Genomic DNA, 26,957 nt, shown 5'->3' with positions numbered 1-26,957 from the left:
CGACTATTACTCTCCTTTGCCTCACTGGAACTCTCCTCACTGGAACTCTCATAGTCCAGAGCCCGCTGCTGACGACAAGTCTCCCCATGGCACGCCCTTCTGTCCATCCGTCCCGCTCAATCGAAGAGGGTGGACACTGAAAGCTCCTCGTATATCCTTCGAATGGCCTCGGCCAGGAGAGGCGCCACCGATAGCACCTCAGTCCTCTCCGGGCGCCTGTCCTGGTCGATGGGTATCGTGTCGGTGACTATCGTCTTCCTGATGCTCGACCCGGTCAAAACGTCTCTAGCCTGTCCCGAGAAAAGCGCGTGAGTGCATGCGGCGTATACCTCTCGAGCCCCTGCCTCGTACAGCGCGTCGGCCGCCTGCACTATCGTGCCGCCAGTATCTATGATGTCATCGACGAGGATGACGTTTCTTCCGTCCACATCACCGATGATGTTCATTACCTCGGATACGTTTGGCTCAGGCCGCCTCTTGTCTATGACCACGAGGTCCGCGTGGAGCTTCCCGGCCATGGCTCGGGCCCTTGCAACCCCTCCGATGTCGGGTGAGGCCACTACGCAGTCGGCAAGGCCGGCCTCTTGGATGTACCTGGCCAGGATCGGCATGGCCAGGAGCGGGTCCACCGGAATGTCGAAGAAACCCTGAACCTGCCCGGCATGCAGATCTACCGTCACCATTCTGTCGCACCCCGCCGTCACCAGCAGGTTTGCCACCAGCTTCGCCGTTATGGGATCGCGGGCCTTTGTCTTTCTGTCCTGCCTCGCGTAGCCGTAATACGGGATCACGGCCGTGACCGTCTTGGCGGAGGCGCGACGCATCGCGTCTATGATTATGAGGAGCTCCATGAGGTTCTCGTTGACCGGCGGGCACGTAGGCTGTATCACGAAGACATCGGTGCCGCGCACGCTCTCTTCAATGGCGACTCGTATCTCGCCGTCGCGGAACCTGTCCACCTTCATCGCGGCAAGGCCGACACCGAGATGGGCAGCTATCGCCTCCGCGAGGGCGGGATGAGCGCGCCCCGTGAAAACCTTCATCTTCTTGTAGGACGGCAGCATCATGTGGATTCCACCAGCGTCACTCATCACGTAAGCCTCCCGACTCTTTGCTGCAGGGCCCGTCTCAGCCTTTCCCGCCGTGCCCCTCAGCGTCGTTCCGACGTTCAAGGCGCCTCTGTACCCAACCCGGGATCTCCTTCTGATAGCCTCGTGCGATTCCTAGCGCGCCTTCAGGCACATCCCGTGTGATAGTGGACCCCGCAGCAACGTACGCGCCTTTCCCGATCCTTACAGGAGCCACGAGGTTTGAGTTGCTGCCGATGAACACCCCGTCCTCGATCATCGTGGGATGCTTTTGCCAACCGTCGTAGTTGCACGTGATCGTCCCGGCTCCGATGTTGACCCCGTCGCCGACGGTTGCGTCACCCAGGTACGTCTGGTGAGGCACTTTGCTTCCTTTCCCTATCGTAGACTTCTTGACTTCCACGAACGTCCCGACCTTCGCCCTTTCCGCCAAGACGGTCCCCGGACGGAGGTAGCTGTACGGTCCCACCGTTGCCTCGGGCCCGATGACGGACTCGAGCACCACGGCGTTTGATACTGATGCCCCATCTGCCACTTGGGAGTCTACTATCCGGACGAACGGACCGATTGTGCATCCTTCGCCGATGGACGTCTTGCCCACCAGGAACGTGAACGGAAGAATGATGGTATCCCGCCCCACGGCGACATCGGCGTCCACAAACGTCGACTGCGGATCGATCATGGTCACGCCCGACAGCATGAGACGCTCCCGGACCCTGTCACGGAAGATGCGCTCCGCCTCAGCCAGTTGGACGCGGGTGTTAATGCCCCGCGCCGATAACGGATCGCGGGCCCTCACCACCTGAACGCGAAGGCCCTTTCGGAGCATGATGCCTATCACGTCTGTAAGGTAGTATTCTCTCTGAGCGTTGTCGGGAGCCACTTCCCGAAGGGAGCTGAAGAGGTCCTGGGCAGAAAAACAGTATATAGAGCTATTGACCTCGGTCAGCGCCGCCTCTTCGGGAGAGGCGTCTCTCTCCTCGACGATCTTGACTATGTTGCCTTGCGCGTTCCGTACGATCCGACCGTATCCCTCGGGGTCGTCCAGGACCGCGGACAGGACGGTCGCAGACGCACCGCTCTGCACATGTCCCTCGACAAGGGCGGCAAGGTCTTGCCCACTGAGGAACGCCGCGTCCCCGGCGATCACTGCGACAGGGCCGTCGTAGCCGCTCAGGATGGTTTCAGCCACCATGACGGCGTGGCCAGTGCCGAGCTGCTCGGCCTGGACAACGCACTCTCCACGCGACCCCACTGCCTGCTTCACGAGTTCCGCACCGTGTCCTACCACCACGACGATCCTCGCCGCTCCGGCGGACTCGGCCGCGTCAAGCACGTATGATACCATAGGCCTGCCGCATATCTCGTGCATGACCTTGGGCCTGCGGGATTTCATCCGTGTCCCCAGGCCCGCGGCCAATATGACGGCTACGAACTGCTCCATGTTCACTCCCCCGGAATCGCTCTACTCAAGCGGAGCCACGAAACGTGTCGATACAGCTCGATACCCCTCATGCCCGGCGCCTCCATGCCGTGCTCGGGTCCACGCGCCTGATCCAGAAATCTATTCAACGCTGGCTAGTGGTTTCCTCCCGAGCCAGCGCACAAAACGCGACGAGAGGAGCCAGATTCCACCCCCCTCGCCTTCAGCACTGCCCCTCACGTCAATCTGCCCCGATGGGTCATTCCTCTCTGTCGTACTTGGTTCTACCGTCTTTGACCTTTGACGCGACGATCACCCCGTTTTCCAGGCTGAAAGCCAAGTCGTCGAAAGGCTGGAGCCCGAGTCGCACCCGAACCTCTTCCGGTATCGCTATGGTGCCACCGGGCAGAACACTCGTGACCACCCGTAACCCCACTTGACTCAACTTCCATCCCCCTTCCAAGCAGACATATGGTATGTCTTGCCATAACCAGTTTATAACATTTATGGGCGCAATTCAAGGCTACGAGATGAAGAATCTCGAAGGGACTCGACTTCAGGCCAAATGCGCGCGTTTTGCGCGTCTGCACTCGATGGTTCTATGCGGTATGCACATATTCACAGTGTGTTGACAGCTTTCGCTCACGTAAAGGCCAGTCTCGTCCCGGTCCGCCGCGTCTCCACCGTGGCTTACTCGAACAGGCGCAATCCAAGGGCGTCGTACGTATCCGAGGTGACCACCCCGGTCGCCCTCAAACCTCTTGACGCTTGAAACGCTTTCACAGCCTCAAGCGTGCGGCTGTCATATACTCCGTTTTCCGGTCCAGGGTCGAACCCAAGCATACGGAGGCGCCTTTGAGCCGCCAAGACATCGGCGCCCCGTTCGCCAAGGCCCAGCTCACGCCGGGGGCTGCGAAGGGGCCCGAACGGATTTCCGCATATCACTACGGGGGTCCCAATTTCGACCCACTCGAAGACGGTCTCCACATCGTGGTTGAACATCCTGACGCAACCGGCGCTCACGGCGTCCCCGATGTACCACGGCTTGTTAGTGCCGTGTATGCCGTACTTTCCCCAGGGCACGTTGAGGCCGATCCATCGTGTGCCAAACCCACCGCTCCATGCCCCCTTCGATGTCACCTTCCACTGACCATGGGGAGAAGGAGTGGAATGCTTGCCGACCGCTACTGGGAACCTCCTGTACGGCTTTCCGTCGGAGAGCACGGTCAGGGTTCGGTCCACCGTGTCTATGATTATCTCTACTCTCCCAGGGGGAGGAGGAACGGGCGTCTGCGCGACCGGAGACGCTGCAGACTTTCCCAGAGCAATCCAAGTGAGAGGTCCGAGCACTCCATCCGGCTCAAGCCCCCTGCTTTGCTGGAAAGCTGCCACAGCCGCTGCGGTTCGGGGACCGTACACCCCGTCAAGAGGGCCCGGATCGAATCCGAGCGTCGCTAGATGTTCCTGGAGACCGGCGATGTCGGCACCGAATGGATAGGGCGGTTCAGCCCGGATGACCCTGTCGTGCCCGCAAGCGCATGAATACACCGCCGACGCTCCCTCGGCGCCGCGAACGGGCAGACAGCTCAGCGCGAGCGGCACAATGAGAATGAAGGTCCTCGCCAGCCCGTGTCGATGTGTCATCGTCCGTCCTCCTGTCCGGGGCCAGTCCGAAGAAACCTAAACGTCGTCAGATCCGCGCGACCGGAACGTCGGGCCCGGGCCGACCGCAGGAGCCAACTCCGGGCCGCGCGAGCCCGTTAAGCCCAGAGCACTTTGAGTGAAAGGCCGTGTCCGCATCGTGTCCGCCGGAAGCCGGGGACATATCGACTGCCTGCGCCCGGCTGACGCGCGGCCTGCAGACGCGCGCCCGGCGGACGCGCCGCATACATAGTATTCCCGGCTTGTCTCGCATCCTGTCGGCTCTCCGGCAGAAGATGCGCAGCCTGGGTAGACACGCGGACGCTCTCGGTCAGGAATCCAGGGTGAGGCACCGGCATGTATGACGACGGGCCGATTGGGCCTTGAAGACGAGGGCGCGCTTCGTGTACGATCTAAAATGAACCCTCTGGACCGAACCGCTGAACGCGCAGAAGCGAGCGCCTTGTCGCCGCCTCCCGAGCCCGGGTCGAGAGAAGGACCTGCCGACCCTCAGGCGGAGGAAAACGCAAGCCCAGGATGTCAGGGTGCGATGTCAGGATGTTAGGGTGGATCAAGACATGGATCTCGGACGCGAGTTAGTCATCAACGAGAATATCCAAGTGCCGGAGAACATACAGCGCGTGGCCCGGGAACTAGAGGCGCGGGGACATCGTGCCTACCTTGTGGGCGGCGCGGTGCGCGATTCCCTCCTTGGCAAGAAGCCGAAAGACTGGGACATCTGTACGTCGGCCACTCCCGATGAAGTCGAGGAGATCTTCCACGAGCACGCGTCGCGCACGGGCAAGCGTTACGGAACCATCACAGTGCTCTCGGGACACGATGAAGTGGAGGTGACCACGTTCCGTCGAGACGGCAGGTACACCGACGGACGCAGGCCGGAGGTGGTCGTATTCTCGTCTCAGGTCACTGACGACTTGGCCCGCAGAGACTTCACCGTGAACGCGATGGCCTTCGACATCGGGCGCAGGGCCGTGCTCGATTGCTTTGGCGGCCTCAAGGATCTCCGGGCGCGCCTTATCCGTGCCGTCGGCAACCCCCGTGAGCGCTTTCAAGAGGATGCCTTGAGGATGCTTCGGGCGATCCGCCTCGGAGCAGAGCTCGGATTCGAACTGGAGCCGGAGACTTTGAGGTCCATTGAGGGTTGTCACGAGTCCATAACAAGGATCTCATGGGAGAGGATTCGAGACGAGCTATCCTCGATGATAGTGACACCTGCCGCAGGCAACGCCCTGAGCCTTACACGACGGACCCGCCTGCTGGAGCACATCCTTCCCGAGCTGGAGGCGTGCGTCTCGGTGCCGTCGGGTGCACCCTCCGCAGGGAACGTGTTCGAGCACAGCCTCAAGGTGACGGACATCATTGAGCCTACCCTCCATCTCAGGCTCGCCGCTCTCCTCCACGACATAGGAAAGCCCGCGACGATGGAGCGTCAGGCCGACGGAACGCTGAGATTCCCGTGCCACGAAAAGGTGGGAGCGTCGTTGGCGCTGGGCGCGCTCGAGAGGCTCCGGTACCCTAGAGATGTCATCAAGAGGGTCGTGTCGCTCGTGGAGCGGCACATGTTCTCATATGACCCTGCCACGACGGACAAGGGCATCCGCCGTATGGCCGGCGCGTTGGGGATGGACTTCATCCGCGATCTCGGGAAACTGCGCGAGGCTGATAGGATGGCCCTCGGCGCGGAGCCTGGACCCGGCGCGAACATGGCCGCCTTCCTCTCAAGGGTTGAGAGCGTGATGGCGAATAGCCCAGCTCTTTCGGTGCGTGATCTCGCCGTGAACGGGCGCGACGTCATGAGTGTGCTCGGCGTGGCCGAAGGGCCGAAAGTCGGACAGGCTCTCACGAGGCTCTTGGAGGCGGTGCTCGAGAATCCTAGTCTCAATTCACGAGACGTACTCCTGGGGATGCTGCGCGAAATGAAGGGAACGTAGCCGCGCGTAAGCCGTTGGAGTACATGAACTGGCTGGGGCGGGAGGATTCGAACCTCCGGATGCAGGATCCAAAGTCCCGTGCCTTACCGCTTGGCTACGCCCCAGCACAAACCCGCAGATTGCCTCGCAATCCGGCACTACGAGTATAGCAAACCCACCATGGGGCGTCAAGTCGCCCCAGCGTTCACCAGCGCTGTCCCGCGCCCCCGCGGGGTCTCTTTCAATTTGCCTCGGCTTGGGGGTTTGCCTGAGTTTGGTACGCTGCCATGACCGCCTTGTTGATTTCCTCCCGCGCTTCTTTCGTAATGGGGTGCGCGATGTCCCTGTAGCCGTTAGTCCCCACCTTTCGGCAGGGCATCGACACGAAGAGACCGGTAGGTCCCTCGACCACCTTTACCTCTTTTACCACGAACTCGTTGTCGAAAGTTATGGACGCTATCGCTCGCGTCTTCCCATCGGTCTTCACCGGCCTGACTCTTACTTCCGTGATGTTCAATTCCCGTCACCACCTTCCATGAGTAGGAACCAGGATGGGTTCCGGGATGAGTATTCCACACACATCCATAGATTCCTTCTTCTGGCAGGCTCGGAATCGCAATTTGTGCTTTCCGGCCAACACGGACCCGTATCTTCCGTGCGGGGAAGCGGTCAAGCGGGAGAAGTCACTAGTTTCCTCACGAGCTCGAGGTCGCTCGGCTTATCCACATCCACGGCGATCTCCGGGAACTCAGAGATGATGGCCACGCCCCTGACGCCCGCGATCGCGTGAAGACGCCTTTCCACATCGTGGATGGACAAACGCCTGAAGACGAACTTGACCGTGCATCTCACACCGAGGAACGCTGCCATCATCCAGGGTTTCTTTCGAGTGGCAACGGCCTGCTCCAAGAGCCGGCCGCATGCCTCGAGCCCCGATGGCGACGCAAGTATGACGTTTCCGCCGGTAAACGTCCCTTCGGCAACAGTGAGGTACGTGCGCTTCATTCCTGGGAACTTCGAATCGTTCGTCTCTTTTCGGAGAAGCGGGTAATGGATCTCCGCTGGGTTAGCGTCGGCTCTCCGGAAGAAATCCTCCAACGCCTCCGTAGTGAGGAGAGGTAGGTCGGCCGTGACAATGAGCACCTTCTCTGGCGAGCCCAGCGCCCTCATGCCGGCCTTGAGATTCTCCACGATAGAACCCGCCCGCTCCACCAGAATGGCGTCCCCGGACGAGATGACTTGCGCCAGAGCCTGCTTGGGCCCGACCACGACCACCCGCCCGATCCTCGAACATCCCTTAACAGCACGGAGTACGTAATGGATCATCGGTCTTCCGGCGATGTCGATGAGGGCCTCATAGCGAGCGCTGTCGCATCCAGCAAGCTTCCCATCGTTGTCGGCTCCCGCCAGGATCACGGCATCGACCACGCGTACCGTCTCCTTTCCAGTCACGACCGCAACGTTTCCTCTTTCAGTTACGGTGTCCCGCTACGTTACTGCCAAGGTTTTCAGTCGCGACGTTTCCAGTGCCGTACCGAAATGCTTTCCAGCCCCGTCGGGGACGAACAACATACAAACGTGGTATCGTATGCCTCACGGACGATGCGCCTTATCTCCCTTGCAGTCCTCTCGTCCTCAGCGATACCAAACACAGCCGGGCCAGAGCCGGACATCCCCACGCCCAAGGCTCCCGCCTCAAGCAGCGCCTTCTTTGCGTCCCTCACCGAAGGAACCATGGTTGCGGCGGCGCGTTCCAAGTCGTTGGAAATCCCCGACACAACGCGTCGCAGGTCATGTTCGGCCACCGCCCGGATCATCGCAGGCGTGGCACACCCCGCCCGCGGGCCGCCTCCACCACCGACTTGAGTGGCGCTATCCGACTCGTCCGCACTTAGTCGGTCATATGCTGCGTACGCCTCAGCCGTGCTGATCCCGCCTTCGGGGACCACCACGACGAACCACACGTTCTCAAGGGCGGGAAGCCTCTCGATCTTCTCCCCCTTGCCTCTGATGACCCCGGTTCCCCCTGTGAGGCAGAACGGCACGTCCGCCCCAACCGTCTCACCGATCGCGGCAAGCTCCGCATCGTCAAGGCCCAGACCCCAGAGCTCGTTAAGGCCCAGAAGCACCGCCGCCGCATCAGCGCTTCCCCCGCCAAGCCCGGCGCTCACCGGGATCCTCTTCTTTATGTCTATCCATACCGCCGCCCCTACGCCGACATGACGCGAAAGAGCAAGCGCCGCTTTGAATGCGAGGTTTTCCTGCCCCAGGGGAACAAGCGGGTTCTGGCAGGCCAGGGTAACACCGAGCTCCCTTCCCTGCCCCGACACGCGGTGCGCGGGTGTCGACCCCAGCGCTACACCATCGTAAAGATCAATGGACTGGACCACCGACTCGAGCTCGTGGTATCCGTCGGGACGGCGGCCGAGGATGTCGAGGGTGAGGTTGAGCTTGGCCCTGGCGATAATCAGGAGTCTCTTGTCTTCCACTCTAGACATTGCGTCTAGTACATTATGCGAAACGCACGAAACTCCTGCTTCGTTCGAGCGACGTCCGCAAGTCATCTGCCAGACCTCAGGAGGCCCTACTTACCCAACCGGAACACGTTCCTGAAGAAGTCGCGGATCGCACGGACTATAACCGTGAAGATGTTCGCCCTAGGCACGTCTTCCGCGGCGACGACGTCCACCCTTGCGATCTCGCGACCTTCCAGTGACGCCACTATCGCGCCCAGCTTCTCCCCCTGCCGAATTGGGGCGCGGCGCTCCAGAGACACTATTGCCGTCTCCACGAAGTCCTTCTTGCCCTTGTCCACGAAGACCACGAAGTTCGTGCTCACCGCGGCGGGAACGTCCTCGCGCCGCCCGTTGGGCACCCTCACCTCGCCCACCACTTCGCCTCTCTTCGCCACGGCCACGCGGTCGAATTCGCGGAAACCGTAGTTCAGGAGCTTTATCGTGTCCTCGATACGGTCCTGATTGGTTGGAAGCCCCATGACCACCGAGATGAGCCTCACGTCATCTCGCTTTGCGGTGCCCGCCAAGCAGTAACCCGCCTCATCGGTCATCCCCGTTTTCAGCCCGTCCGCTCCCGGATACCGCAGTATGAGCTCGTTGGTATTCCTTAGGAAGGACTCCTCCTGCCTGACCCTCACGCCCTTGCGCTCGAGGCTGTCGGTCCAGGTGCTCGTCCACTCAAGCACCTTTGGGTGTTTCGTAACCAGTTCGCGGGACATCGTGGCGATGTCCCGGGCTGTGGTGTAATGGTCTGGAGCCGGCAAGCCGTCGGGGTTCTGGAAGTGTGTGCCACTCATCCCCAGGTCCCTGGCTTTCTCATTCATTCGGTCCACGAAGTCCTCGGCGCTACCAGCTATGAACTCCGAGACCGCATATGCCGCGTCGTTGGCGGAGACGATCGCGATGGCTTTCATCATATCGCCGAGCCTCATCTGCTCTCCTTCAGCCAGCCAAATCTGGGATCCCCCTATCTGACTTGCTTCGGTGCTGGTGGTTATCATGTCATCCAGGCTGACTTTCTTGGAATCCACGGCCTCCATGGCGAGAAGCATCGTCATTACCTTGGTTATGCTCGCGGGCGCCACACGAAGATCGGCCTCTTTCTCGTAGAGGATCTGGCCCGTCTCCGCGCTGGTCAGTACAGCCGAGCGCGCCTTGAGCACGGGTGGCACAGCTGCTTGTGCCGAAAGCGACGTGATCAGCGCAGCCGCAGCCATAACGAACGCCGCTGCTACACCGTCAAGAGCAAGCATTAGATGTCTTCTCCGCCATGGGTTCCTTGAAAACGTCATGTCCCTAACCACCTCACAATAGAAGCGCTCCCTTGCAGGGCGGACGCTTCATGAAGAGCGACGTACCTTATTTTTCTTCTGTAGAGCTTCTGTTCTTCCTCCTCGAATCCACAGCTCTTTTCCTTCCATAATGTGCCCATTCTGGACGGGCTATACACCCGAGACGTGGCGCCGCCGTTCCATCCTCGCCCGAGGCACGGCCATTGGGCACGCTCTTGCCCCTGAACGTTGGAGCCGATCATCTGCAATACGCGCAGGTTCCCAAAACAGAGGAAAACCGCGGACGCTAGCGTATATTCTCCCTCAGAGCGCAATAGGAGGTGAGTTGATGAGTCACCCAAAGGCTGACCTTGGTAAACGGTTCCTCGCTGCCCTCATCGACGGGGTCATCTCTGGTGTTCTTTCGATGGTCATCCCGGTTCTAGGCGGTCTGCTTGGAGCTGCGTACACTCTCACGAAGGACGCTCTCGTGTTTCAGCTGACGAAGGACACTCAATGGAAGAACAAGAGCATCGGGAAGAAGCTCATGGGCCTGCAAGTGGCGAACCTCGCCGGCGGGGATGTGGACGTGAGCATGTCGGTGAAACGCAACGTCACGCTGGCAGTCGGCCCGCTCTTTGCCGCCCTGCCCCCTCTCGGATTTCTCTTGGCACCGCTCATCGGAGGCATCTTGGGTTTCATAGAGGTTGTGCTCGTCCTTACAGACGCCGATGGGCGTCGACTTGGAGACAGGTGGGCGAACACTCAGGTGGTCCTGGCTCCGGAATCCACACCGTCCAGCGTTTCGAAAGCATGACCGGCGATAGATACAGGACTAGCTGACAAGACGCACGCACGGCTGACAAGACGCACGCGCGTGGACCCTCGGGATCCCGATTCAGCGCAAGCAGGATGACAGCGGAGGGCACGGACCGGTTCGCGCGGCAAGTCCGGTCGGTCCGTGCCCTCTTCGCCCGGCGTCTGTTTGCTCCTCCTCAGGAGAACCTCGCGCTGTCTTGTCGTGCTGTCTTGTCGTGCCGCCTCAAAGGGGCACGCGGCCCCGAAACGGGCGTGCTACCCGAGGGCCTTAGCCACACCGTCAGAACACGTTCAGGTACTGCTCGATCTCCCAAGGGTGCACCTGCGTGCGGTAGATGTCCCACTCGATCTCCTTGGCCTCGATGAACCTCGTGACAATGTGCGGTCCGAGGGTATCGGTGATGACCTCGTCAGCCCTGAGGCATTCGATCGCCTCCACGATGCTGCCAGGCAAGCTCTCGATGCCCATTGCCTTTCGTTCAGCGGGAGATAGCCCGTAAAGGTTGAGGTTGATCGGCTCCGGCGGAAGGATCTTGTTCTTTATCCCGTCGAGTCCGGCCTTCAGAGTGACCGCGAGCGCCAGGTATGGGTTGCACGACGGGTCGGGGCTCCTTAGCTCGATTCTCGTGTTCTTTCCTCGAGCGGCCGGAATCCTGATGAGCGGGCTCCTGTTCCTCTCCGACCAGGCGATGTACACGGGTGCCTCATATCCGGGAACAAGCCTCTTGTACGAGTTGATGATGGGATTAGTGATGGCCGTGAAGCCTCTGGCGTGCTTCATGAGACCTCCAATGTAGTACAGCGCGACTTCGGAAAGCCCATTCGGGGTCCTCGGATCGTAGAACGCGTTCTCGGCGCCTCTAAAGAGAGACTGATGAGTGTGCATTCCCGAACCGTTGATTCCGAAAACAGGCTTCGGCATGAAGGTCGCGTGGAGGTTGTGGGCGAGAGCCACGGTTCTCACTACGAAACGGAACGTGGCGACGTTGTCGGCCGTGGTGAGGCCGTACGTGTACTTGAAGTCGATCTCGTGTTGCCCGGGAGCCACCTCGTGATGGGAGGTCTCGATCTCGAACCCCATCTTCTGAAGGGTCACGACCATGTCCTGACGTGCCCGCTCGCCGCGATCGAGGGGGGCAAGATCGAAGTAGCTTGCCTGGTCGTGGGTTTTCGTGGTCGGCGTGCCCTGTTCATCCCTGGTAAACAGGAAGAACTCCGGCTCAGGACCGGCCACGAAGGTAAACCCCATCTCCTCCGCTTCGGCCAAGACTTTCTTCAACGTATGCCGCGGGCACCCCTCGAACGGCGTGCCGTCGGGGTTGTAGATGTCGCAGATGAGCCTGGCCGTGACCGCGTCCTGGCCGTTCCAAGGAAACGTCACGAAAGTAGAAGGATCCGGCCGCAGGTACATATCGGATTCTTCGATGCGCACGAAGCCTTCGATGGCTGACCCGTCGAACATGATCTCGCCATCGAGCGCCCTGCCGAGTTGCTCCACGGGAATCGCGACGTTCTTTATGACACCGAGGATATCAGTGAATTGGAGATGGACGAATTTCACATTGAGCTCTTCCGCCTTCCTGAGCACGTCTTCTTTGGTGAGACCTGGCATTACGATTCCTCCTCATTCGTCACGTGTGGGGGCCTTCCGTGAAGGGGCCGGATTCCTGCGAATGTCGATCGTCCGAAGTAGTTCGGGACGGTCGGCAAGCGGGTACACGGATCTGAGCGAAACCGGGCCGCCGAAGCGCATCGCGGCGTCGCTCGACTTCATGAGCTCTCCCAGGCTAGCCGGCTGGGAGCGTTGTCGAAGGGAGAGCATCGACCTCACCTCTTCGATCCGCCGTCCCTGACCCAGCAGACGCTTGACCTCCCTCAACGCATCCACGTCAGCCTCGGAGTAGAGACGCTGGTTTCCCGGGGTTCTCGCCGGCACGACGAGGCCTGTCTCGTCGTAGTAACGTATCTGCCGGTCCGTAAGCCCGGTAAGCCGCCTCACCGCACCTATGGTGTAGATGGGCGCGTCCCGCGAGACAGCCATTATGTACCATCCCCCCTCGTCAGTTCGTCGGTCACCCGGCCGAATCATGTGAGGTTTCCTCACATCATTCGTATTTGGGCATATTCTATAGTCCGCCATCTCCTGTGTCAATAGGCTTCGGTTCGTTTTTCGAGCCTTCCGACAGAGTGATTACAACAGAGTGCTTACAGAAGAGTGACTATAGAGGTCTCTCTCCCGAGACGGTGGCATATACTATGGAAGACCCGTCCATAATGGCAATGGAATCCATTATCGTGAAATCATGGCGCAAACCACCAAAGGACACCATACAGCTCGAAACCGTGTTGAGGAGGGAGGCGGCACCATGACCCCCTTGCTGAAGCTGCGCGAGAAGGCGGGCCTGAGCGCCAGAGAGGTCTCGATGAGGACGGGGATTCCCGTAGAGACCATCGTCAAGGCAGAGCTTGGTCTCATCAAGCTGCGCCCGCAGCAGCAAAAGCGGATAGTGGCCGCTCTTCGCTGAAGCGTCCGCTTGGCTCTGGCGGGCCGGCACGGTGAGTCCACCGGCCGCTTGGGGGGCGGCACTCCCTCTCAGACGTCTACGGCGGTCGCCGCCCCGGAACCCAGCAGCGTGGTGCGCCAGAGAACGCGCCTGCAATGAGGAAAGGTTCAGGCGCCAAGGCTTACAAGTAAGAGCCCAGACGCTATGAGCACCGCGCCGATCACCTGGGTCCACGTCGCGGACTCCTGGAGGTACACCACAGCGACTACCAGTGTGAAAAGAGGGGCGGCTGACATCACGAGTGTAACCTGAGCTGCCCCTCCCCACTTCAGTGCCGCGTAGTACGCTAGATCACCTACGAGCGTCGCAAGCACGGCTTCAAGAGCGATGAAAAGCGACGCTCTGCCTGAGACCGTTTCCATCGTCCTCAACCCCCCGCCGATCAAGAGCCAGCCTGACACGATGACGGACGCGATGAGCGTGCGAAGACATAGGCCGGCGACGGGGTCAATCCTAGCTAGGCCCATCTTTCCGAAGACCGGGGCGATCCCCCAGCAAACGGCCCCGAACAGCGCAACGAGGACGGTCCACATCACATCTCTCTCCCGCCAGTCTTTTATTCGCTCCCAGCCGGGCATATACATCAACGAGAACCGAAAAGGATCTAGACCATGCGTCCGGGCCAAGAGCCGGAGACCGGAGAGAGGTAAGGGTGTAGCATGAGGCTTTGTGTGCTGAACCGCAGACCCGCCATGGTGTATCTTCTCGCGGTAGCGACCTGCATGGCGGCTGCCGTTTCAACGCTAGTGGAAACCACGGACAGCCCTTCCATCGTGTCTGAAGCCGGCATCGCAGCCAGGCTCGACGCGCTCTACCGCGACCGTGCTCAGGCGATCGTCCGGGGGGACACTGGCAATCTCGCGAGCCACTACGATCTGGAGTCCGCCTACGGAAGGTGGGCTCTCGACCGCGAGCACCGCCGCACGAGATATGTCGAGGCATGGAGCAAGGCGCGCGGAGTACGATTCGTCGGCGCCTCAGCACGTATCAAGGTGGATGCTGTCGAGGTCAGAGGCGACACGGCGTGGCTTCGCCTTAGGCAGAGCGCTGGTTTCGCGTACGTGCACGATGCCGACCCGCACGCTCCGCCCGACAACTTCGGCATCGGAACCCGCCACTCCGTGGAGCTTGTGAGGCGGAACGGCACGTGGCTCGTAAGGCGAGATTGGTACACGGATCCCCTAGACGAGGACTCCATCGTCGCGGACGTGAGACCGAGCCCTGACCCGACTGAAGGCCACGCTCCGAAAACGCAGGCACCCGCGCCCGGCGAACACGGGCACTCCCGCGAGTCGACCGACACACCCCATTCCGCCGGCACCAGCGCGTCGCCCGGAGGCCATGAAGGCCCCGTCCGCCCCTCCGTTCGCCAATACGACAGGGCGCGGGCCGTCGCCTACGCCGACCGGTACTGCGGGTTCGCCTGGGGAGGCGGAAATGATGGGGAATACAATCCTAAGTACAAGGACTTCACCGGTCTGGGAGGAGACTGCACCAACTTCGTGTCTCAAGTGCTTGGAGATGCGGACGCGGGAGGCCTGCCCATGGATTGGACGTGGCACTACACTCTCACCGGGCCCGGAGCCGGCCCGAGCCGCGCCTGGGCGCAGGCGGAAGCGCTCGTAGGGTACTTGATTGCCAGCGGGCGCGCCACGAGGCTCGCCCGTGGCACGTACCCCGAAGTCGCCGCGCCGTTGCGACAACTGGCGAACGGGCACGTCGGAGCCCTTCGCCCCGGTGACATCGTCGCATATGAGGAGCGAGGACGAATACAGCACCTGGCCATCGTGACGGGAACTGATTCCCACGGATACATCGTAGTCAACTCCCACACCGCGGATAGATACCACGTGCCGTGGGACCTCGGCTGGGACCGAGGCACGGTGTTCTGGCTCCTCAGCATAACGAGATAGACGGAAACGACCATGACCGCGAACACAAAAAAACGCTCGCGCGCTCCTCCGCGGCGGCAGGATTCCGTAAGGAAGCGACGAATGCTTATTGAGGATGTAGTGCAACCGGTTGCACTCCGCTGGCCAAACGGCTTGACGGCGCTCTTAAGCTGTGCCGCAACTCGGTTTCGTGAATCTCGTGCAACCGTTTGCAACACTCCGCTGTGGTGGGGTGCACTGCCACAGCGAGAAACCTTGATTGCCTTCGCGACGAAGAGTCAGAGCGCAGTGGCTCCTTCGAGCCTTGTGCGGAAGGAACGCCGCAGGGGGCCGAGGAGGGCCTCGCGCCGGGGAGGTGACAGCGGAACAGGTCGCATGGACCCAGTGGAGCTGGTAGAGGGTCGCGGTGCTCAAGTCGGTGGAGTCGAGACATCTCGGAAGGAAAGGGGAGGGCAAGAGAACGTGTTGAAAAGGGTTTTGCTCGTTGCGTGCGCGGCGTTTCTGGTAGCTACGTGCGCGGCGTTTGCCGCTGAGACAAAGACTCTCACGTGTATCGGCCCCTGGTCCGGGGCGGAGATGGAGGCGTTCTTGCCGGTCCTTCAGGCGTTCGAGAAAGAGACGGGCATAAAGGTGGAGTACCGGATCTACCGCGGCGAGGATCTATCAGCCCAGCTGCCGGCCCAGTTCTCTGCAAAGACCGCGCCTGGCGACGTGATTTTCATGTGGGCGTGGTTCATAGCCAAGCAGGGCGAAGCCGGGCACGCGCTTGACCTGACGGGTGTCGTCAAGGACGCTGACTACCTGCCCGGGGCTCTGGACAGCCTCAAAGTGGGCGGAAAGGTCTACGGCATAGCGTACACGGGCAAGGTGAAGCCCGGCTTCTGGTACCGAAAGTCCTTCTTCCAGAAGCACGGCCTCACCCCGCCCAAGACCTGGGAGGAGTTCGTGGCGCTCCTCGACAAGATAGCGAAGATTCCTGGCATCAAGGCTCCCATTGTAAGCGGTGATGGCGTGGGCTGGCCGCTCTCTGACGTCACCGAGCATTTCATCGCGACGTTCGGCGGTCCACAGCTCCACAAGGAGCTGACCGAGGGCGCGATCGCGTGGACGGACCCCGTTGTGAAAGGCATATTCGAGGGCAGGCTCGTGCCTCTCCTCCGGGCGAAGCGATTCAGCGAGCCGATTGAGTGGACCCAGGCTCTGGAACTCTGGTGGCAGGGCGATTACGGCCTCTACTTCATGGGCAGCTGGATAACGGGCATGGTGAAAGACCCGAACGACCTAGGCGTCTTCTCACTGCCTGGCGCAAGGGGCATAGTCTTCGGGGCCGACTACGCCTTCGTACCGAAGTACTCGAAGAACCCTGAGGAAGCGAAGAAACTCATACAATCCCTTGCCACCAAAGGGCAGGAGGTCCAGGTGGCACAGGGTGGGCATATCGCCACCTACGTCAAGGTACCCCTCGAGGCCTATCCGCCTGTCGATAGGGGCGTAGCGGAGCTGCTCACCGGTCGCGTTGCCCTGTCCGACATGGACGACACCATCGGAGGCGAGTGGCAGCCCACGTTCTGGGACCAGCTCAAGCTGATGTGGGTAAGGCCGGAGAGGTACGCCGAGGTGCTCGACACCCTCGAGAAGAAGGCCCCGTGACGCTGGCGCTGACCGGCGGTTGTACTCCGTGTTGAGTTGACGAACGAGTGAACCGGGCGCGGCCTTCGCTCTGCCGCGCCCGGTCAGGATATGAACACGACTACCAGTAATGTGTCTGCCCCGCCGCGGGCGAGGAGAGGAGCTCTGAGCATGAAAGAGAGGTTGCTCCGCCCGGTCTTCTTCCTGCCGGCCCTGGTCTTGCTGGCCTCCTTCGTGGTGTATCCCGTCGTTAGCACCGTTTGGCTGAGTTTCCTCTCACCGAAGGGTGATTTCGTAGCCCTCGAAAACTATGCCGAGGTCCTAAGACAACCGGAGATGGTTGATCCAAGGGGACTGCAGAGAGGGTTCCCGTACGGGGCTCTAATACACAATTTCATGTGGCTGGTCATCCACCTCCCATTGACCGTGCTTCTGGGACTCGCTCTCGCGGTCGTTCTACGAGGCGTGAGGGGAGGCTCAGTGATCAAGTCCATCGTGTTCCTTGGAATGGTCACGCCGATGATAGTGGGCGGAATCATCCTGCGCTTCATGTTCGACGGCAGCATAGGGATAGTCCCCGGCATCGTGCGGCTGGTAGGCGGAACCCCGCATACGCTCACGGCGTATCCTGAGACCGCCCTCTTCTCGCTCATCCTGGGATCCCTGTGGCTGTGGGTACCCTTTGGTATGGTGCTGTACTCGGCGGGGCTGGAGACGATCCCATCGGAAGTCTATGAAGCAGCCATGATAGACGGGGCATCGCCCCTCTCCATGTTCTTTAGGATAACCTTCCCGCTGCTCAAGCCGATCACCGAAGTGGTCGTGACGATGACTTTCCTGTGGGACCTGAAGATATTCGACGTAGTATACGCTGCGACCATGGGAGGTCCGGGCGGAGCATCCAACGTGCTCGCGCTTCAGATGTATTTCTACGCGTTCCGGGAGTTCAATTCGAATAGCGCGGCAGTGGTTGCATGCGTGCTGATGGCACTGACCACTCTCGTGGCCGCTCCGATGATGGCAAGGTCCGCGCGAGAGGCGAGGTGAGCAGGAAGGTGCGAAGAAGAGCTATAGCAGCGCTGTCCAGGGACGCGTTCGCGTGGTTTATAGGGCTCGTGTGGATAATCCCGTTCCTTGGAGTCTTCATGGCCTCCATCAGGCCGCTGAGCGAGATCATCCACGGCTGGTGGAGGTTCGAGGAGTTCACGCCCACCCTGCGCAACTTCGTCGGCGCGTGGAACCACCCGGCCGCCCCGCTCTCCCAGGGCATGATCAACTCGTTGAAAGTCACTGTCCCCGGCACCATAATGCCTCTCTTCGTTGCTGCCATAGCAGCATACGGATTCGCCCGGTTCAGGTTCGCTCTGAAGACGTACCTCTTCCTTACCATCGTCATGCTCATGACCGTCCCGCAGCAGATGATAGCCGTCCCCATCTTTCGGATAATGAAGAACCTGGGCCTTGTCGATACACCCCTCGGGCTGGTGCTGGTACACTCCGCTTGGGGAATCCCGTGGATCCTGTTCTTCATGCGGAACTTCTTCTCTACGCTTCCCATCGAGGTAGAGGAAGCTGCCCGGGTGGACGGAGCGTCCGACTTCAGGGTGTTTTTCCAGATAGTGCTGCCTATGTGCATCCCGGCTTTGGTATCCTCGGCTGTTCTCCAGTTCATGTGGGTTTGGAACGACTTCTTCCTGGCGCTCATCCTGATCTATTCGCCTGAGAAACTCCTCGCCATCCAACGCATCCCCCTTCTCAGAGGGATGTATCACATCGACTGGGGGGTCCTGACCGCGGGCACCATCATCGTAATGCTCGCGCCGGTCCTGGTGTTCGCTTTCCTCCAACGCTACTACGTCAAGGGGATGGTTGGGTGGGTCTCCAAGTGATCTCCATCCCCGGGCGAGGGTCGGGCAGGGCGCCATAGCCCATGACATGGTACGCGGAGTCACGTGTGCGCGGTGATCCTCACGACGAGCGTTGTCGTGGAAAATGGAAAACGATACGGAGACGATGTGTAATGGCAAGGCAGATCAAGACAGCGACGAAATCACTCAGCGACTACAGAAGGGTAGCGGGGGATGACGTGATCAACGAAATCAAGGCGCTCGCCGAGCCCCTTAGAGGGGCCCAGGTCCTCCACGTCAATTCCACGGCGTACGGCGGGGGTGTGGCGGAGATACTCCACACCATCGTCCCGTTGATGAGGGACGTCGGCCTTGAGGCCACGTGGATGGTGATCGAAGCCCCACCCGCGTTCTTCGATTTCACCAAGGGGTTGCACAACTCACTGCAAGGCATGGCTGGCCAGGATCTCTCGTCGGCCCTGGGAACGTACCTCGCTACGAACGAACGGGAAGCGTCCTGTTTCTCGGGAAGCCCCGACTTCGTGGTGGTCCATGATCCGCAACCCGCGCCGCTTGCGATTCACCTCAGGGACCGGTTCGGGCGGAAAACCAGGTGGGTCTGGCGGTGCCACATCGACCTCTCCAGTCCCGCGGAGGAGGCATGGAACCTCATGAGACCCTTCGTGGAGAGGTATGATGCGGCGATATTCACGATGCCGGCGTACGCCAAGGAAGGTCTTCGAGTGCCTCGTCTGGCCATGATCCCTCCGTCCATCGACCCGCTGAGCTCCAAGAACGTCGAGATGTCTTTGGAGACGGCGAGGGAAATCGTCGCCAGCTACGGCCTGGACCCCTCACGGCCAATCATAGTCCAGGTCTCCAGGTTCGATCCTTGGAAAGACCCGCTCGGCGTGATAGACGCGTACCGCATGGTGAAGCGGGAGATCCCCGGCGTGCAGCTTGCACTCGTCGGATCCATGGCCGCCGATGACCCTGAAGGAGCGGCATACTATCGTATGTCACTGGAGCACGCGGACGGAGATCCGGATGTGCACGTCCTATCGAATCTAAACGGCATTGGGAACGCCGATGTGAATGCGTTCCAGACCGCCGCCGACGTAGTTGTTCAGAAGTCGATACGCGAAGGTTTCGGACTGACCGTGTCCGAAGGGCTCTGGAAGGCTCGCCCTGTGGTCGCAGGCAATGTCGGAGGCATACCCTTACAGGTGGAAGACGGCAAGTCGGGGTTCCTGGTGGGCTCGGTGGAAGAGTGCGCGGAAAGAGTTCTGTACCTCCTCACGCACCCTGACCAGTCCCGCGAAATGGGGCGCGCTGGCAAGGAGCATGTCAGGCAGAGATTCCTCTCGACCCGACACCTCGCGGACTACCTCACCCTTTTCAAAGATCTCGAGCAGGACAGAGCGTGCTCTGCGGAGACGAGGGCGGTGTAGAGCGGAGGCCATAAACTGGTTGAAATGGAGGCGGCGCGAAAGCGCCGCCCTTTTGGGTTCTCACACGACCTGGGGTTTTCCGTGGAACATCCTCCACGCGTCGAACCCTCCGGCCAGGTGGGATACGTCTTCGAAGCCCCTTTGCTTGAGTATTCTGTACGCAAGATACGACCGGTACCCGATGGCGCAGTAGACCACAGTCTTCCGGTGCGGGTCGAGCTCGCCCGCGAGCTCGCGCAGCTGATCGACGGGAATCAGGCGAGCGCCGGGGATCGCACCCGTCCGGTCGCGCTCAGACGGGGTCCTGACGTCCACGAGTTGAACGTCCCCTCGTTCGAGAAGAACGTCGAGCTCACCCGGCTCAATGACGCGGACCTCTCCACGATGAATGTTTGCAGCCACGAAGCCGGCGATGTTCACGGGATCTTTTGCCGAGGAGTACGGCGGGGCGTACGAGAGGTCGAGATCCTCAAGATCCTCCACGGTCATACGAGAGTGAATCGCGGTGGCTATCACGTCTATTCTCTTGTCGACCCCTTCACCTCCCACAATCTCGGCCCCCAGCACGGTTCCTGTGAACCTGTCGACCACGAGTTTTACGGTCATCATGCGTGCGCCAGGGTAGTACCCCGCATGGTGCTGGGAATGACTGTATGACACGTAGTAAGGGATTCCTTCGGAAGACGCCTCTCTCTCGGAAAGGCCTGTCTTGGCTATGGTCATGTCCAACACTTTGACTATCATGGTCCCGAGAGATCCCGCGTACCTCATGTTCGCGCCCGCGGCGTTCGCGCCTGCCACCCGCGCCTGCTTGTTGGCGGGACCCGCCAGGGGCACGCGCATAGGCTTGCCCGTGATGAGGTTCCGCACCTCACAGATGTCGCCCGCTGCGTAGATGTTTGGATCGCTTGTCTGCATCCTGTCATTGACGACCACGCCCCCGGCCTGACCTATGGCGAGGCCAGCTTGCCGCGCAAGGTCCAGCCTTGGTGCGACCCCCAACGCGGAGATGGCGAAATCACAGGCAACGGTCTTGCCACTGGCCAAGGCGAGCTGGAGCTGATGTGTATTGACACATTCCGATATGCCTGTAACTCTCTCGCCAAGTAGGACCTGGACTCCCCTATCTCGGAGGTGAATGGCAATGGGTTCGGCCACTTCCTTGTCAACTGGTGGCAACAAGTGATCCACCATTTCTATGAGCGTGACAGAGATGCCGCGCTCGAGTAGCGCTTCTGTGGTTTCGAGGCCTATGAACCCGCCTCCCATCACTGCCGCACTTGCCGGCCGGTGTTCCTCGAGGAAGCGGTAGAGCCGGTCGGCGTCGTCCATCGACACCAACGTGAACACCCTTGGATCGTCCAATCCTGGTATGTTGGGATGGGCGGGTTCGCTTCCAGTGGCGAGTATGAGTGAATCGTACTTCTCGTCCCGAGATTCCCCAGTCTCGAGGTTCCGAACGGATATGGTCCTTTGAGACTTGTCGATGGCCATAACTTCGTGCCGCGTCCGCACATCTATGTAGAACCTGGATGCAAGCCTTCTGGGATTGACTATGAAGAGCTCCTCACGTTTCTGGATGGTGCCGCCTATGTAGTAGGGCAGGCCGCAGTTTGCCCACGAGACGTAGGGAGTGCGCTCGAAGAGCACTATCTCAGCGTCCTCACACGTTCGTCGAGCTTTGACTGCCGCGCCTGCCCCGCCTGCCACGCCCCCCACCACAAGGATTCGTTTCCCCACGGTCGCAACCTCCCATCTAGATGTCCTGTAAGGTCCTCCTGCCCTCCGCGGCTGCTACCTCGCCCGTGCGGTTGCCGTCCTCTCAGTAGTCCTCATTCGAGGCTCCCAGGCGAAGCGAGTCCGCCACACACATCGATGCTCCGCAGACAGGGCACGATACCGTGTCCTCCACAGACAAGCCGCTCACCCCAAACATGTTTCCGCACTTCTTACACTTGATGCTTTCCTCGGCGTTGTCCGGTGTCTCAGGGTACTCCCGCTTGTCTCTTTTCTTCACGAGCGATCTCCTTCCTTCCCCCGGGGCCGCACGTGCCCGGGTCTTTCCATGGGTTTGCGCACGATACGTTCCCAGACGCGCCCGTATAGCGCGGTCTTGCGCCAATCCTCAGTATTCCCCGCGGCGGGGCAACTTACCCTCGCTCGCAGGTCCTGGGATCCGCAAGACAGCCATGAAAAGGGATCGGACCGAAAGCGAGAGCGCCCCTTGGCCAAAGGGGCGCCGGGAAAGCTACGACTGCACCAGTACTACCTCATCGCAATCACATGGGCTGGTTGTAGCCGGACTGAGCCTGCTCGAACCCGTAACCAGCACCGTACCCGGTCTGGGCCGGTCGTTGACCGGCAGGCTGAGTGAGACCGGCCTGGAACCCGGACTTCACGCCGGCAACCGTGCCCTCTACGAGGGACCTCTCAGCTGCCTCAATCATCCTGCGGACCATGTGTCCCCCAACCGCCCCGCACTGGGCGGAGGGCAGGCTGCCCCAGTAGCCCGAGTTGATGATGTTGCTGGGCAGGTTCAGCTCGTTTGCAATCTCATACTTGAACCTGTCGAGCGCCGCAAGGGCGTTGGGGACAACCGGGCGATTCCTTCTGGCCGCTCCTCTTGCCATTCCTCTTCACCACCCTTCGCGCTTTCTGTCTATAGTCTTGCACGCCACAAGAGATAAATGCGAGGGAGCGTATGGGGATGACGCAACTCGGTTACTCTAATGTGATGTGCTCGCCAAACCGGGGAGACCGGTCCACTGTGCGGAACTTCACGCAAATCAAAGAGGAAGACCGCAAAAGGACCAGATGCGATCAGCGCCCTCGCATCCGGCCCTTTCGGCAGTCATCTGTGCTGGACCTGCAAGCGCGAGGTACCACGCGACGTCTCGCGTGGTACCGGTGGAGAGCCTGCTCCCGGGCGTCACTCCGACGGAGGCGGCTCCCTTTCGCCATCACCGTTTTCGTCGCTTCGAGTCACAGACAGACCCAGGCTGGACCGGAACCCGGCCACTGCCTCGGCTGCCACGTGCTCAGCGATGGCTTTCTCGGCGGCCTCGATCATTCTTTTGACCATGCGTCCACCGACGGCACCGCATTCCCTGGACGAAAGATTGCCCCAGTAGCCATGCTGATAGACCTCTTGGGGAAGGTTCATTTCTCTCGCGATCTCGTATTTGAGCGCGTCGAGCGGGCGTGCTGCGCCCTTCGCGGCAGGCCGATTCTTTCTGGCCGGCATTGCAAGCCCCCCTTTTCACCTGGTACACATATGATTCCCGGCTCGAATCTCAACTATGTGAGGGTCGTGCTGGGCGACCTCCTGACATACCCTATGGTGGTGAAAAAGGGATGGCATTCCTTCTTCAGCCAATACAAATAAAATATGGTTGTCTATTCCGAAACGCCGTGATGTACCGAAAGCCTGCCGACCTTGCCATGTCGACGGCATAGGGTATGGCGAAGCCGACGTCGCTGGCTCGGTGTGCGTCGGATCCAAACGTTATCAGTTCTCCACCAAGATGACGGTACAGCTCGAGAGTCTCATAGTCGGGCAGAGTCTCGTGGATCGTGCGCCTAAGGCCAGACGTATTGATCTCCAGCGCGGTGCCACGCTCTATGAGAGCACGCAGGACCGCCTCGATCTCGTCTGAGAACGCCCGCAGCCGCACCTTTCCATATCTTTCAAACGCATATCTCTTGACGACGTCGAGGTGAGCGAGGGCATCGCACATGCCCGAACGGGCGAGATCGAGCACGGCAGAGAGATACCGGCGGCACGCCTCCTCAACGCCGCAAGTATCGAATACTTCCCCGGTCACCGAGAGGCTGTCCACCCAATGGACCGAACCCAGAACGAAATCAAAGGATCGTTTGGAAATGAACTCCTTCACCTGGCCAGCGTACCATGTTTGGTAGTCGGCCTCGACCCCCAGCCTGACCGCGAGAGTTCCCTCCCACTTCTTCGAAGCCCGCTCGACTGCCTCCCTGTATGTCTCGAAACGCAGGTACCCGTGACCCTGGTCTTTCGGTTCGAAGTCAGCGTGATCCGTGAAACAGATCTCCGCGAGCCCGGCTCTCGCGGCCGCCTCGCACATCGTGTCTATCGTGTCCTCAGCGTCGGGTGAGAAGGTGGAATGGACATGGAAGTCCACAAGCGAAGTCGCTGAGTGCTTGGTGATGTTCGTGCACGACATGTCACTACTCTCCTTTGTATCCCTGCAAGAAAGCCCTCCAGTTAACCTCGGCGGTCCCGAGGGGAACCACGTTGTTTAGAGCGCCTCTCCAGTCCTCTTCGGAAACGCCGGGGCCCAAGCTGCGGGCGAGCACGCCCATGAGCGCGACGTTTCCACACTTGGCATTTCCAACTTTTATAGCCATATCCTTGGCATTGACTAGAATGACCCTTCGGTCCCCTGCGGCAAGCCTGCGCTCTATGCCAGTTGGGTACCTCTCGATCCCAAGGATAACGGGAAGCGGAGGAATCTCGAGGTCATTCACGATCACGGTGGCACCCGCCCGTGTATACGGAAACCACCTCAGAGCTTCCAGCCTTTCGAACGCCACCAGGAAGTCGGCTGCGCCCATCTCCACGAGCGGTGAGTAAATCGTCCGCCCTAACCTCACGTGGGTTACAACGCTCCCGCCGCGCTGCGCCATCCCGTGGACCTCGGATACCTTCACATCAAGGCCGGCCCTTATCGCGGCACTTGCCAGGAACCTGCTGGCCAACAGGATACCCTGCCCACCCACTCCGGCTATCAGAACGTTGCGAACGCCAGCGGCTGCGCGACGCTCACTCACGGTCCTCACCCGCCTCTCGCAGCGTTATGGCGTCGTGCGCGCAGATCTGAGCGCACACTCCGCATCCCACACACGATCCCTCGATTATGACAGGACGTCCGTCGCAAAGCTCGATCGAGGGGCATCCCAAGCCCAAGCAGACTCGGCACGCGTTGCACCGCTCCCTCGCAACTCTGTACCTCCTTCGAGGTTTCGCGCCTGGCAGCAGGACACACGGTCTCCTTGCGATCACAACCGCCGGGCCGGGCGCGTCCATCGCCTGGCGAAGCGCTCGTTCCATCGAGGCGAGGTCGTACGGATCGATAACAGCCACTAAGTCCACACCGCAAGCGCGAGAGAGAGCCTCCAGGCTGAGCTTGTGGGTCCGTGACCCTCGCGCCGTCACGCCGGTCGCCGGGTGGTCCTGATGACCGGTCATGGCCGTGGTCCCGTTGTCCATGATGAGCACCACGATCTGCGCCTGGTTATACACGGCGTCGATGAGCCCTGTCACGCCTGAATGAACGAACGTCGAATCGCCGATCACCGCAACGGGCTTCCTCGGAGCGTGTCCGGAAGCAAGTGCCCGGATCCCATCGGGTTCGAGCCCGCCGGATTCGGTTAGGCCGGCGGTAGCCTGTGCTTGAGGCTCCCCAGCGACGCTAGCGGCCGCCGAGAATCCGATGGCGTTTCCGATGCTGGCGCCCATACATATCGTGGTGTCCAGCGCTGAGAGGGGCGGGCTCGCGCCGAGAGTGTAGCAACCGATGTCTCCGGTAGCGATCGTTTTCATCTTCTTGAGCACGTAGAACGCACCCCTATGTGGGCACCCGGGACACATGACCGGAGGTCGAGCCGGCACGGATACGACCTCGCTCGTCTCGCCGCTTTCGACCATGGAGGCTTCGTCGCTGACAGCCGGAGGGGCCAAGGCAATCCTATCCGCGGCGCGTTCTGGGGCATTCCCGGCCTCGCCTTCTCCCGCACCTTCTCCCGCACCTTCTCTCGCGCCTTCTCTCAAGCCTTCTCTTGCGCCCTCAGCCGCCCTCTCTTCTGCGGACTCCGCTGCGCGCTCCATGCTGCCCGGGAGAACGCCCTCTTCTGTCAGCGCCCTGCGCACGATCTCCGGCGTGAGCTCGCCTGTAGCCGGCAAGCACGCCTTGCCGGTGACGGTCAGCCCCATTGCGCGGATCTGTTCTTCAAGGAAAGGATCGAGTTCCTCGACGACGTACAGGCGCTCGACTCGCGACGCGAATTCGCGCACCATTCCCCCGGGAATGGGGTGTGTCATGGCGATCTTGAGGTAGGAAGCGTTCTTCCCAAGGATCTCTCTGGCGTACTGGTAAGCGACCCCGCTGGCAACAATGCCCACGCGAGCGCCGTTCCATTCGATGACGTTTTGCGAGAAACTCTCAGCGAACTCCGCAACGGCCCTCTGGCGCGCCTCCACCTCCATGCGGCGCAGCCTTGCATTGCCCGGAACCATTACGTATTTCGGTGGAGCCTTCTTGTAAGCAAGCCTAAGTCGCGCCCGGGGCGGGCCCAACAACACGATCCCCGATGAGTGGGAAACGCGCGTGGTGGTCCGAAGCATCACAGGAGTGTCGAACCTCTCGCTGATGTCGAGAGCAAGCCCGATGAAATCCTTTGCTTCTTGAGAGTCGGAGGGCTCGAGCATAGGGATTTTGGCGAACTTCGCATAGTGCCTGTTGTCCTGCTCGTTCTGAGAACTGTGCATGCCGGGGTCGTCGGCGGACACTATCACCAAGCCCGCGTTGACTCCGGTGTATGCCGCCGTGAAGAGCGGGTCCGCCGCAACGTTGAGACCGACGTGCTTCATGGCGACGAGCGCCCTTACGCCGGCTATCGCCGCACCCAAGGCTACTTCGAACGCTACCTTCTCGTTGGGAGACCACTCTACGTAAACCCCATCGAACGTCTTCATGCGCTCGATGATCTCCGTGCTCGGGGTGCCGGGATACCCGCACGCGACGCCCACCCCTGCTTCGTAGGCTCCTCGTGCAATGGCCTCGTTCCCGGACATCAGGACCCGGCCATCGCCGCTCGCTTTGGCGCTCTCCGATCCGCAGGCTTCGTCCA

25 protein-coding genes, 1 tRNA gene and 1 pseudogene are annotated in these 26,957 nt (G+C 60.7%); 8 read left to right on the top strand and 19 right to left on the bottom strand.

Translation table 11 applies throughout. The annotated features are described in order from the left end of the window. Nucleotides 1-116 precede the first annotated feature (116 nt). The 4 genes from NUW12_08005 to NUW12_07990 all read right to left on the bottom strand — a co-directional run bounded on the left by NUW12_08005 (nt 117) and on the right by NUW12_07990 (nt 4,155). Nucleotides 117-1,091: a ribose-phosphate pyrophosphokinase gene (locus NUW12_08005; protein MCR4402714.1), complete on the bottom strand. Its 975-nt coding sequence runs from the start codon at nt 1,089-1,091 to the stop codon at nt 117-119. 37 nt (nt 1,092-1,128) lie between these two features. Next, nucleotides 1,129-2,532, bottom strand: a complete 1,404-nt coding sequence (gene glmU, locus NUW12_08000; GenBank protein MCR4402713.1) for a bifunctional UDP-N-acetylglucosamine diphosphorylase/glucosamine-1-phosphate N-acetyltransferase GlmU — start codon at nt 2,530-2,532, stop codon at nt 1,129-1,131. A 238-nt stretch (nt 2,533-2,770) separates the two neighbouring features. Further along, the gene (locus NUW12_07995) at nt 2,771-2,956 is read right to left on the bottom strand and encodes a hypothetical protein (GenBank protein ID MCR4402712.1); all 186 of its coding nucleotides are present in this window, start codon (nt 2,954-2,956) and stop codon (nt 2,771-2,773) included. Between the two features lie 245 nt (nt 2,957-3,201). After that, entirely contained in the window at nt 3,202-4,155 is a 954-nt protein-coding gene (locus tag NUW12_07990; protein ID MCR4402711.1) for a peptidoglycan-binding protein, read from the bottom strand. Between the two features lie 575 nt (nt 4,156-4,730). On the opposite strand from NUW12_07990, the gene NUW12_07985 reads away from it, so the two are divergent. Continuing rightward, the gene (locus NUW12_07985) at nt 4,731-6,104 is read left to right on the top strand and encodes a CCA tRNA nucleotidyltransferase (GenBank protein MCR4402710.1); all 1,374 of its coding nucleotides are present in this window, start codon (nt 4,731-4,733) and stop codon (nt 6,102-6,104) included. A 29-nt stretch (nt 6,105-6,133) separates the two neighbouring features. Here NUW12_07985 and NUW12_07980 read toward each other — a convergent pair. The 5 genes from NUW12_07980 to NUW12_07960 form a co-directional block, all read right to left on the bottom strand. Further along, nucleotides 6,134-6,208 (bottom strand) — tRNA-Gln (locus tag NUW12_07980). Nucleotides 6,209-6,324: 116 nt separating this feature from the next. Further along, nucleotides 6,325-6,600 carry a septation regulator SpoVG gene (gene spoVG / locus NUW12_07975; GenBank protein ID MCR4402709.1) on the bottom strand — a complete coding sequence of 92 codons (276 nt, stop codon included), beginning with the start codon at nt 6,598-6,600 and terminating at the stop codon, nt 6,325-6,327. Between the two features lie 152 nt (nt 6,601-6,752). Continuing rightward, nucleotides 6,753-7,535, bottom strand: coding sequence for a nucleotidyltransferase family protein (locus NUW12_07970; protein MCR4402708.1), 783 nt, complete (start codon nt 7,533-7,535; stop codon nt 6,753-6,755). Nucleotides 7,536-7,591: 56 nt separating this feature from the next. Beyond that, complete coding sequence (gene ispE, locus NUW12_07965; GenBank protein MCR4402707.1) at nt 7,592-8,581, bottom strand: 4-(cytidine 5'-diphospho)-2-C-methyl-D-erythritol kinase; 990 nt, start codon at nt 8,579-8,581, stop codon at nt 7,592-7,594. A gap of 86 nt (nt 8,582-8,667) precedes the next feature. Next, on the bottom strand, nt 8,668-9,891 hold the full coding sequence (locus tag NUW12_07960; GenBank protein MCR4402706.1) for a D-alanyl-D-alanine carboxypeptidase: 1,224 nt from the start codon (nt 9,889-9,891) through the stop codon (nt 8,668-8,670). A gap of 328 nt (nt 9,892-10,219) precedes the next feature. Between NUW12_07960 and NUW12_07955 the strand changes: the two genes are divergently transcribed. After that, nucleotides 10,220-10,687: an RDD family protein gene (locus NUW12_07955; GenBank protein MCR4402705.1), complete on the top strand. Its 468-nt coding sequence runs from the start codon at nt 10,220-10,222 to the stop codon at nt 10,685-10,687. Nucleotides 10,688-10,969: 282 nt separating this feature from the next. On the opposite strand, the gene glnA is transcribed toward NUW12_07955, so the two are convergent. Then, nucleotides 10,970-12,301 (bottom strand): type I glutamate--ammonia ligase, encoded by a 1,332-nt coding sequence (glnA, locus tag NUW12_07950; protein MCR4402704.1) that lies wholly within the window; start codon nt 12,299-12,301, stop codon nt 10,970-10,972. A gap of 12 nt (nt 12,302-12,313) precedes the next feature. Further along, a complete protein-coding gene (locus NUW12_07945; protein ID MCR4402703.1) occupies nt 12,314-12,778 on the bottom strand; it encodes a MerR family transcriptional regulator in 465 nt (154 codons plus the stop codon). Between the two features lie 277 nt (nt 12,779-13,055). On the opposite strand from NUW12_07945, the gene NUW12_07940 reads away from it, so the two are divergent. Then, nucleotides 13,056-13,214, top strand: coding sequence for a helix-turn-helix domain-containing protein (locus NUW12_07940; GenBank protein MCR4402702.1), 159 nt, complete (start codon nt 13,056-13,058; stop codon nt 13,212-13,214). A 146-nt stretch (nt 13,215-13,360) separates the two neighbouring features. Here NUW12_07940 and NUW12_07935 read toward each other — a convergent pair whose 3' ends face one another. Then, nucleotides 13,361-13,786 carry an EamA family transporter gene (locus tag NUW12_07935; GenBank protein MCR4402701.1) on the bottom strand — a complete coding sequence of 142 codons (426 nt, stop codon included), beginning with the start codon at nt 13,784-13,786 and terminating at the stop codon, nt 13,361-13,363. 126 nt (nt 13,787-13,912) lie between these two features. Between NUW12_07935 and NUW12_07930 the strand changes: the two genes are divergently transcribed. From NUW12_07930 to NUW12_07910, 5 genes are all read left to right on the top strand, one after another. After that, entirely contained in the window at nt 13,913-15,166 is a 1,254-nt protein-coding gene (locus NUW12_07930; protein ID MCR4402700.1) for an amidase domain-containing protein, read from the top strand. Between the two features lie 441 nt (nt 15,167-15,607). Beyond that, nucleotides 15,608-16,795, top strand: coding sequence for an ABC transporter substrate-binding protein (locus tag NUW12_07925; protein ID MCR4402699.1), 1,188 nt, complete (start codon nt 15,608-15,610; stop codon nt 16,793-16,795). Between the two features lie 150 nt (nt 16,796-16,945). Then, nucleotides 16,946-17,821, top strand: coding sequence for a sugar ABC transporter permease (locus NUW12_07920; protein ID MCR4402698.1), 876 nt, complete (start codon nt 16,946-16,948; stop codon nt 17,819-17,821). Between the two features lie 8 nt (nt 17,822-17,829). Beyond that, entirely contained in the window at nt 17,830-18,663 is an 834-nt protein-coding gene (locus NUW12_07915) for a carbohydrate ABC transporter permease (GenBank protein MCR4402697.1), read from the top strand. A 131-nt stretch (nt 18,664-18,794) separates the two neighbouring features. Further along, the gene (locus NUW12_07910; GenBank protein MCR4402696.1) at nt 18,795-20,072 is read left to right on the top strand and encodes a glycosyltransferase; all 1,278 of its coding nucleotides are present in this window, start codon (nt 18,795-18,797) and stop codon (nt 20,070-20,072) included. A 60-nt stretch (nt 20,073-20,132) separates the two neighbouring features. Here NUW12_07910 and NUW12_07905 read toward each other — a convergent pair whose 3' ends face one another. The 7 genes and pseudogenes from NUW12_07905 to NUW12_07875 form a co-directional block, all read right to left on the bottom strand. Next, on the bottom strand, nt 20,133-21,812 hold the full coding sequence (locus NUW12_07905) for an FAD-dependent oxidoreductase (protein ID MCR4402695.1): 1,680 nt from the start codon (nt 21,810-21,812) through the stop codon (nt 20,133-20,135). Nucleotides 21,813-21,894: 82 nt separating this feature from the next. Further along, on the bottom strand, nt 21,895-22,089 hold the full coding sequence (locus NUW12_07900; GenBank protein ID MCR4402694.1) for a hypothetical protein: 195 nt from the start codon (nt 22,087-22,089) through the stop codon (nt 21,895-21,897). Nucleotides 22,090-22,492: 403 nt separating this feature from the next. Then, nucleotides 22,493-22,702, bottom strand: a pseudogene (locus tag NUW12_07895) (alpha/beta-type small acid-soluble spore protein). 299 nt (nt 22,703-23,001) lie between these two features. Then, nucleotides 23,002-23,316 (bottom strand): alpha/beta-type small acid-soluble spore protein, encoded by a 315-nt coding sequence (locus tag NUW12_07890; protein ID MCR4402693.1) that lies wholly within the window; start codon nt 23,314-23,316, stop codon nt 23,002-23,004. 124 nt (nt 23,317-23,440) lie between these two features. Beyond that, a complete protein-coding gene (locus tag NUW12_07885) occupies nt 23,441-24,271 on the bottom strand; it encodes a histidinol-phosphatase (protein ID MCR4402692.1) in 831 nt (276 codons plus the stop codon). A gap of 4 nt (nt 24,272-24,275) precedes the next feature. After that, on the bottom strand, nt 24,276-24,878 hold the full coding sequence (locus tag NUW12_07880; protein ID MCR4402691.1) for an indolepyruvate oxidoreductase subunit beta: 603 nt from the start codon (nt 24,876-24,878) through the stop codon (nt 24,276-24,278). Next, complete coding sequence (locus NUW12_07875) at nt 24,871-26,901, bottom strand: thiamine pyrophosphate-dependent enzyme (protein MCR4402690.1); 2,031 nt, start codon at nt 26,899-26,901, stop codon at nt 24,871-24,873. The genes NUW12_07880 and NUW12_07875 overlap by 8 nt, the downstream gene beginning before the upstream one ends. Between the last annotated feature and the right edge of the window lie 56 nt (nt 26,902-26,957).

Source organism: Bacillota bacterium (genome assembly GCA_024653485.1).
Classification (GTDB): Bacteria; Bacillota; SHA-98; order UBA4971; family UBA4971; genus UBA6256.
Note: the sequence above shows the minus strand (reverse complement) of the source record. Positions and strands in the feature narration are given on the sequence as shown.

Bases quoted from the DNA above. Each gene is read 5' to 3' on its own strand.
- NUW12_08005 (MCR4402714.1), bottom strand. From the start codon at position 1,091: ATGAGTGACGCTGGTGGAATCCACATGATGCTGCCGTCCTACAAGAAG.
- glmU (MCR4402713.1), bottom strand. From the start codon at position 2,532: ATGGAGCAGTTCGTAGCCGTCATATTGGCCGCGGGCCTGGGGACACGG.
- NUW12_07990 (MCR4402711.1), bottom strand. From the start codon at position 4,155: ATGACACATCGACACGGGCTGGCGAGGACCTTCATTCTCATTGTGCCG.
- NUW12_07985 (MCR4402710.1), top strand. From the start codon at position 4,731: ATGGATCTCGGACGCGAGTTAGTCATCAACGAGAATATCCAAGTGCCG.
- ispE (MCR4402707.1), bottom strand. From the start codon at position 8,581: ATGTCTAGAGTGGAAGACAAGAGACTCCTGATTATCGCCAGGGCCAAG.
- NUW12_07960 (MCR4402706.1), bottom strand. From the start codon at position 9,891: ATGACGTTTTCAAGGAACCCATGGCGGAGAAGACATCTAATGCTTGCT.
- NUW12_07955 (MCR4402705.1), top strand. From the start codon at position 10,220: ATGAGTCACCCAAAGGCTGACCTTGGTAAACGGTTCCTCGCTGCCCTC.
- glnA (MCR4402704.1), bottom strand. From the start codon at position 12,301: ATGCCAGGTCTCACCAAAGAAGACGTGCTCAGGAAGGCGGAAGAGCTC.
- NUW12_07945 (MCR4402703.1), bottom strand. From the start codon at position 12,778: ATGATTCGGCCGGGTGACCGACGAACTGACGAGGGGGGATGGTACATA.
- NUW12_07940 (MCR4402702.1), top strand. From the start codon at position 13,056: ATGACCCCCTTGCTGAAGCTGCGCGAGAAGGCGGGCCTGAGCGCCAGA.
- NUW12_07935 (MCR4402701.1), bottom strand. From the start codon at position 13,786: ATGTGGACCGTCCTCGTTGCGCTGTTCGGGGCCGTTTGCTGGGGGATC.
- NUW12_07930 (MCR4402700.1), top strand. From the start codon at position 13,913: ATGAGGCTTTGTGTGCTGAACCGCAGACCCGCCATGGTGTATCTTCTC.
- NUW12_07920 (MCR4402698.1), top strand. From the start codon at position 16,946: ATGAAAGAGAGGTTGCTCCGCCCGGTCTTCTTCCTGCCGGCCCTGGTC.
- NUW12_07910 (MCR4402696.1), top strand. From the start codon at position 18,795: ATGGCAAGGCAGATCAAGACAGCGACGAAATCACTCAGCGACTACAGA.
- NUW12_07890 (MCR4402693.1), bottom strand. From the start codon at position 23,316: ATGCCGGCCAGAAAGAATCGGCCTGCCGCGAAGGGCGCAGCACGCCCG.
- NUW12_07885 (MCR4402692.1), bottom strand. From the start codon at position 24,271: ATGTCGTGCACGAACATCACCAAGCACTCAGCGACTTCGCTTGTGGAC.
- NUW12_07875 (MCR4402690.1), bottom strand. From the start codon at position 26,901: ATGTCCGGGAACGAGGCCATTGCACGAGGAGCCTACGAAGCAGGGGTG.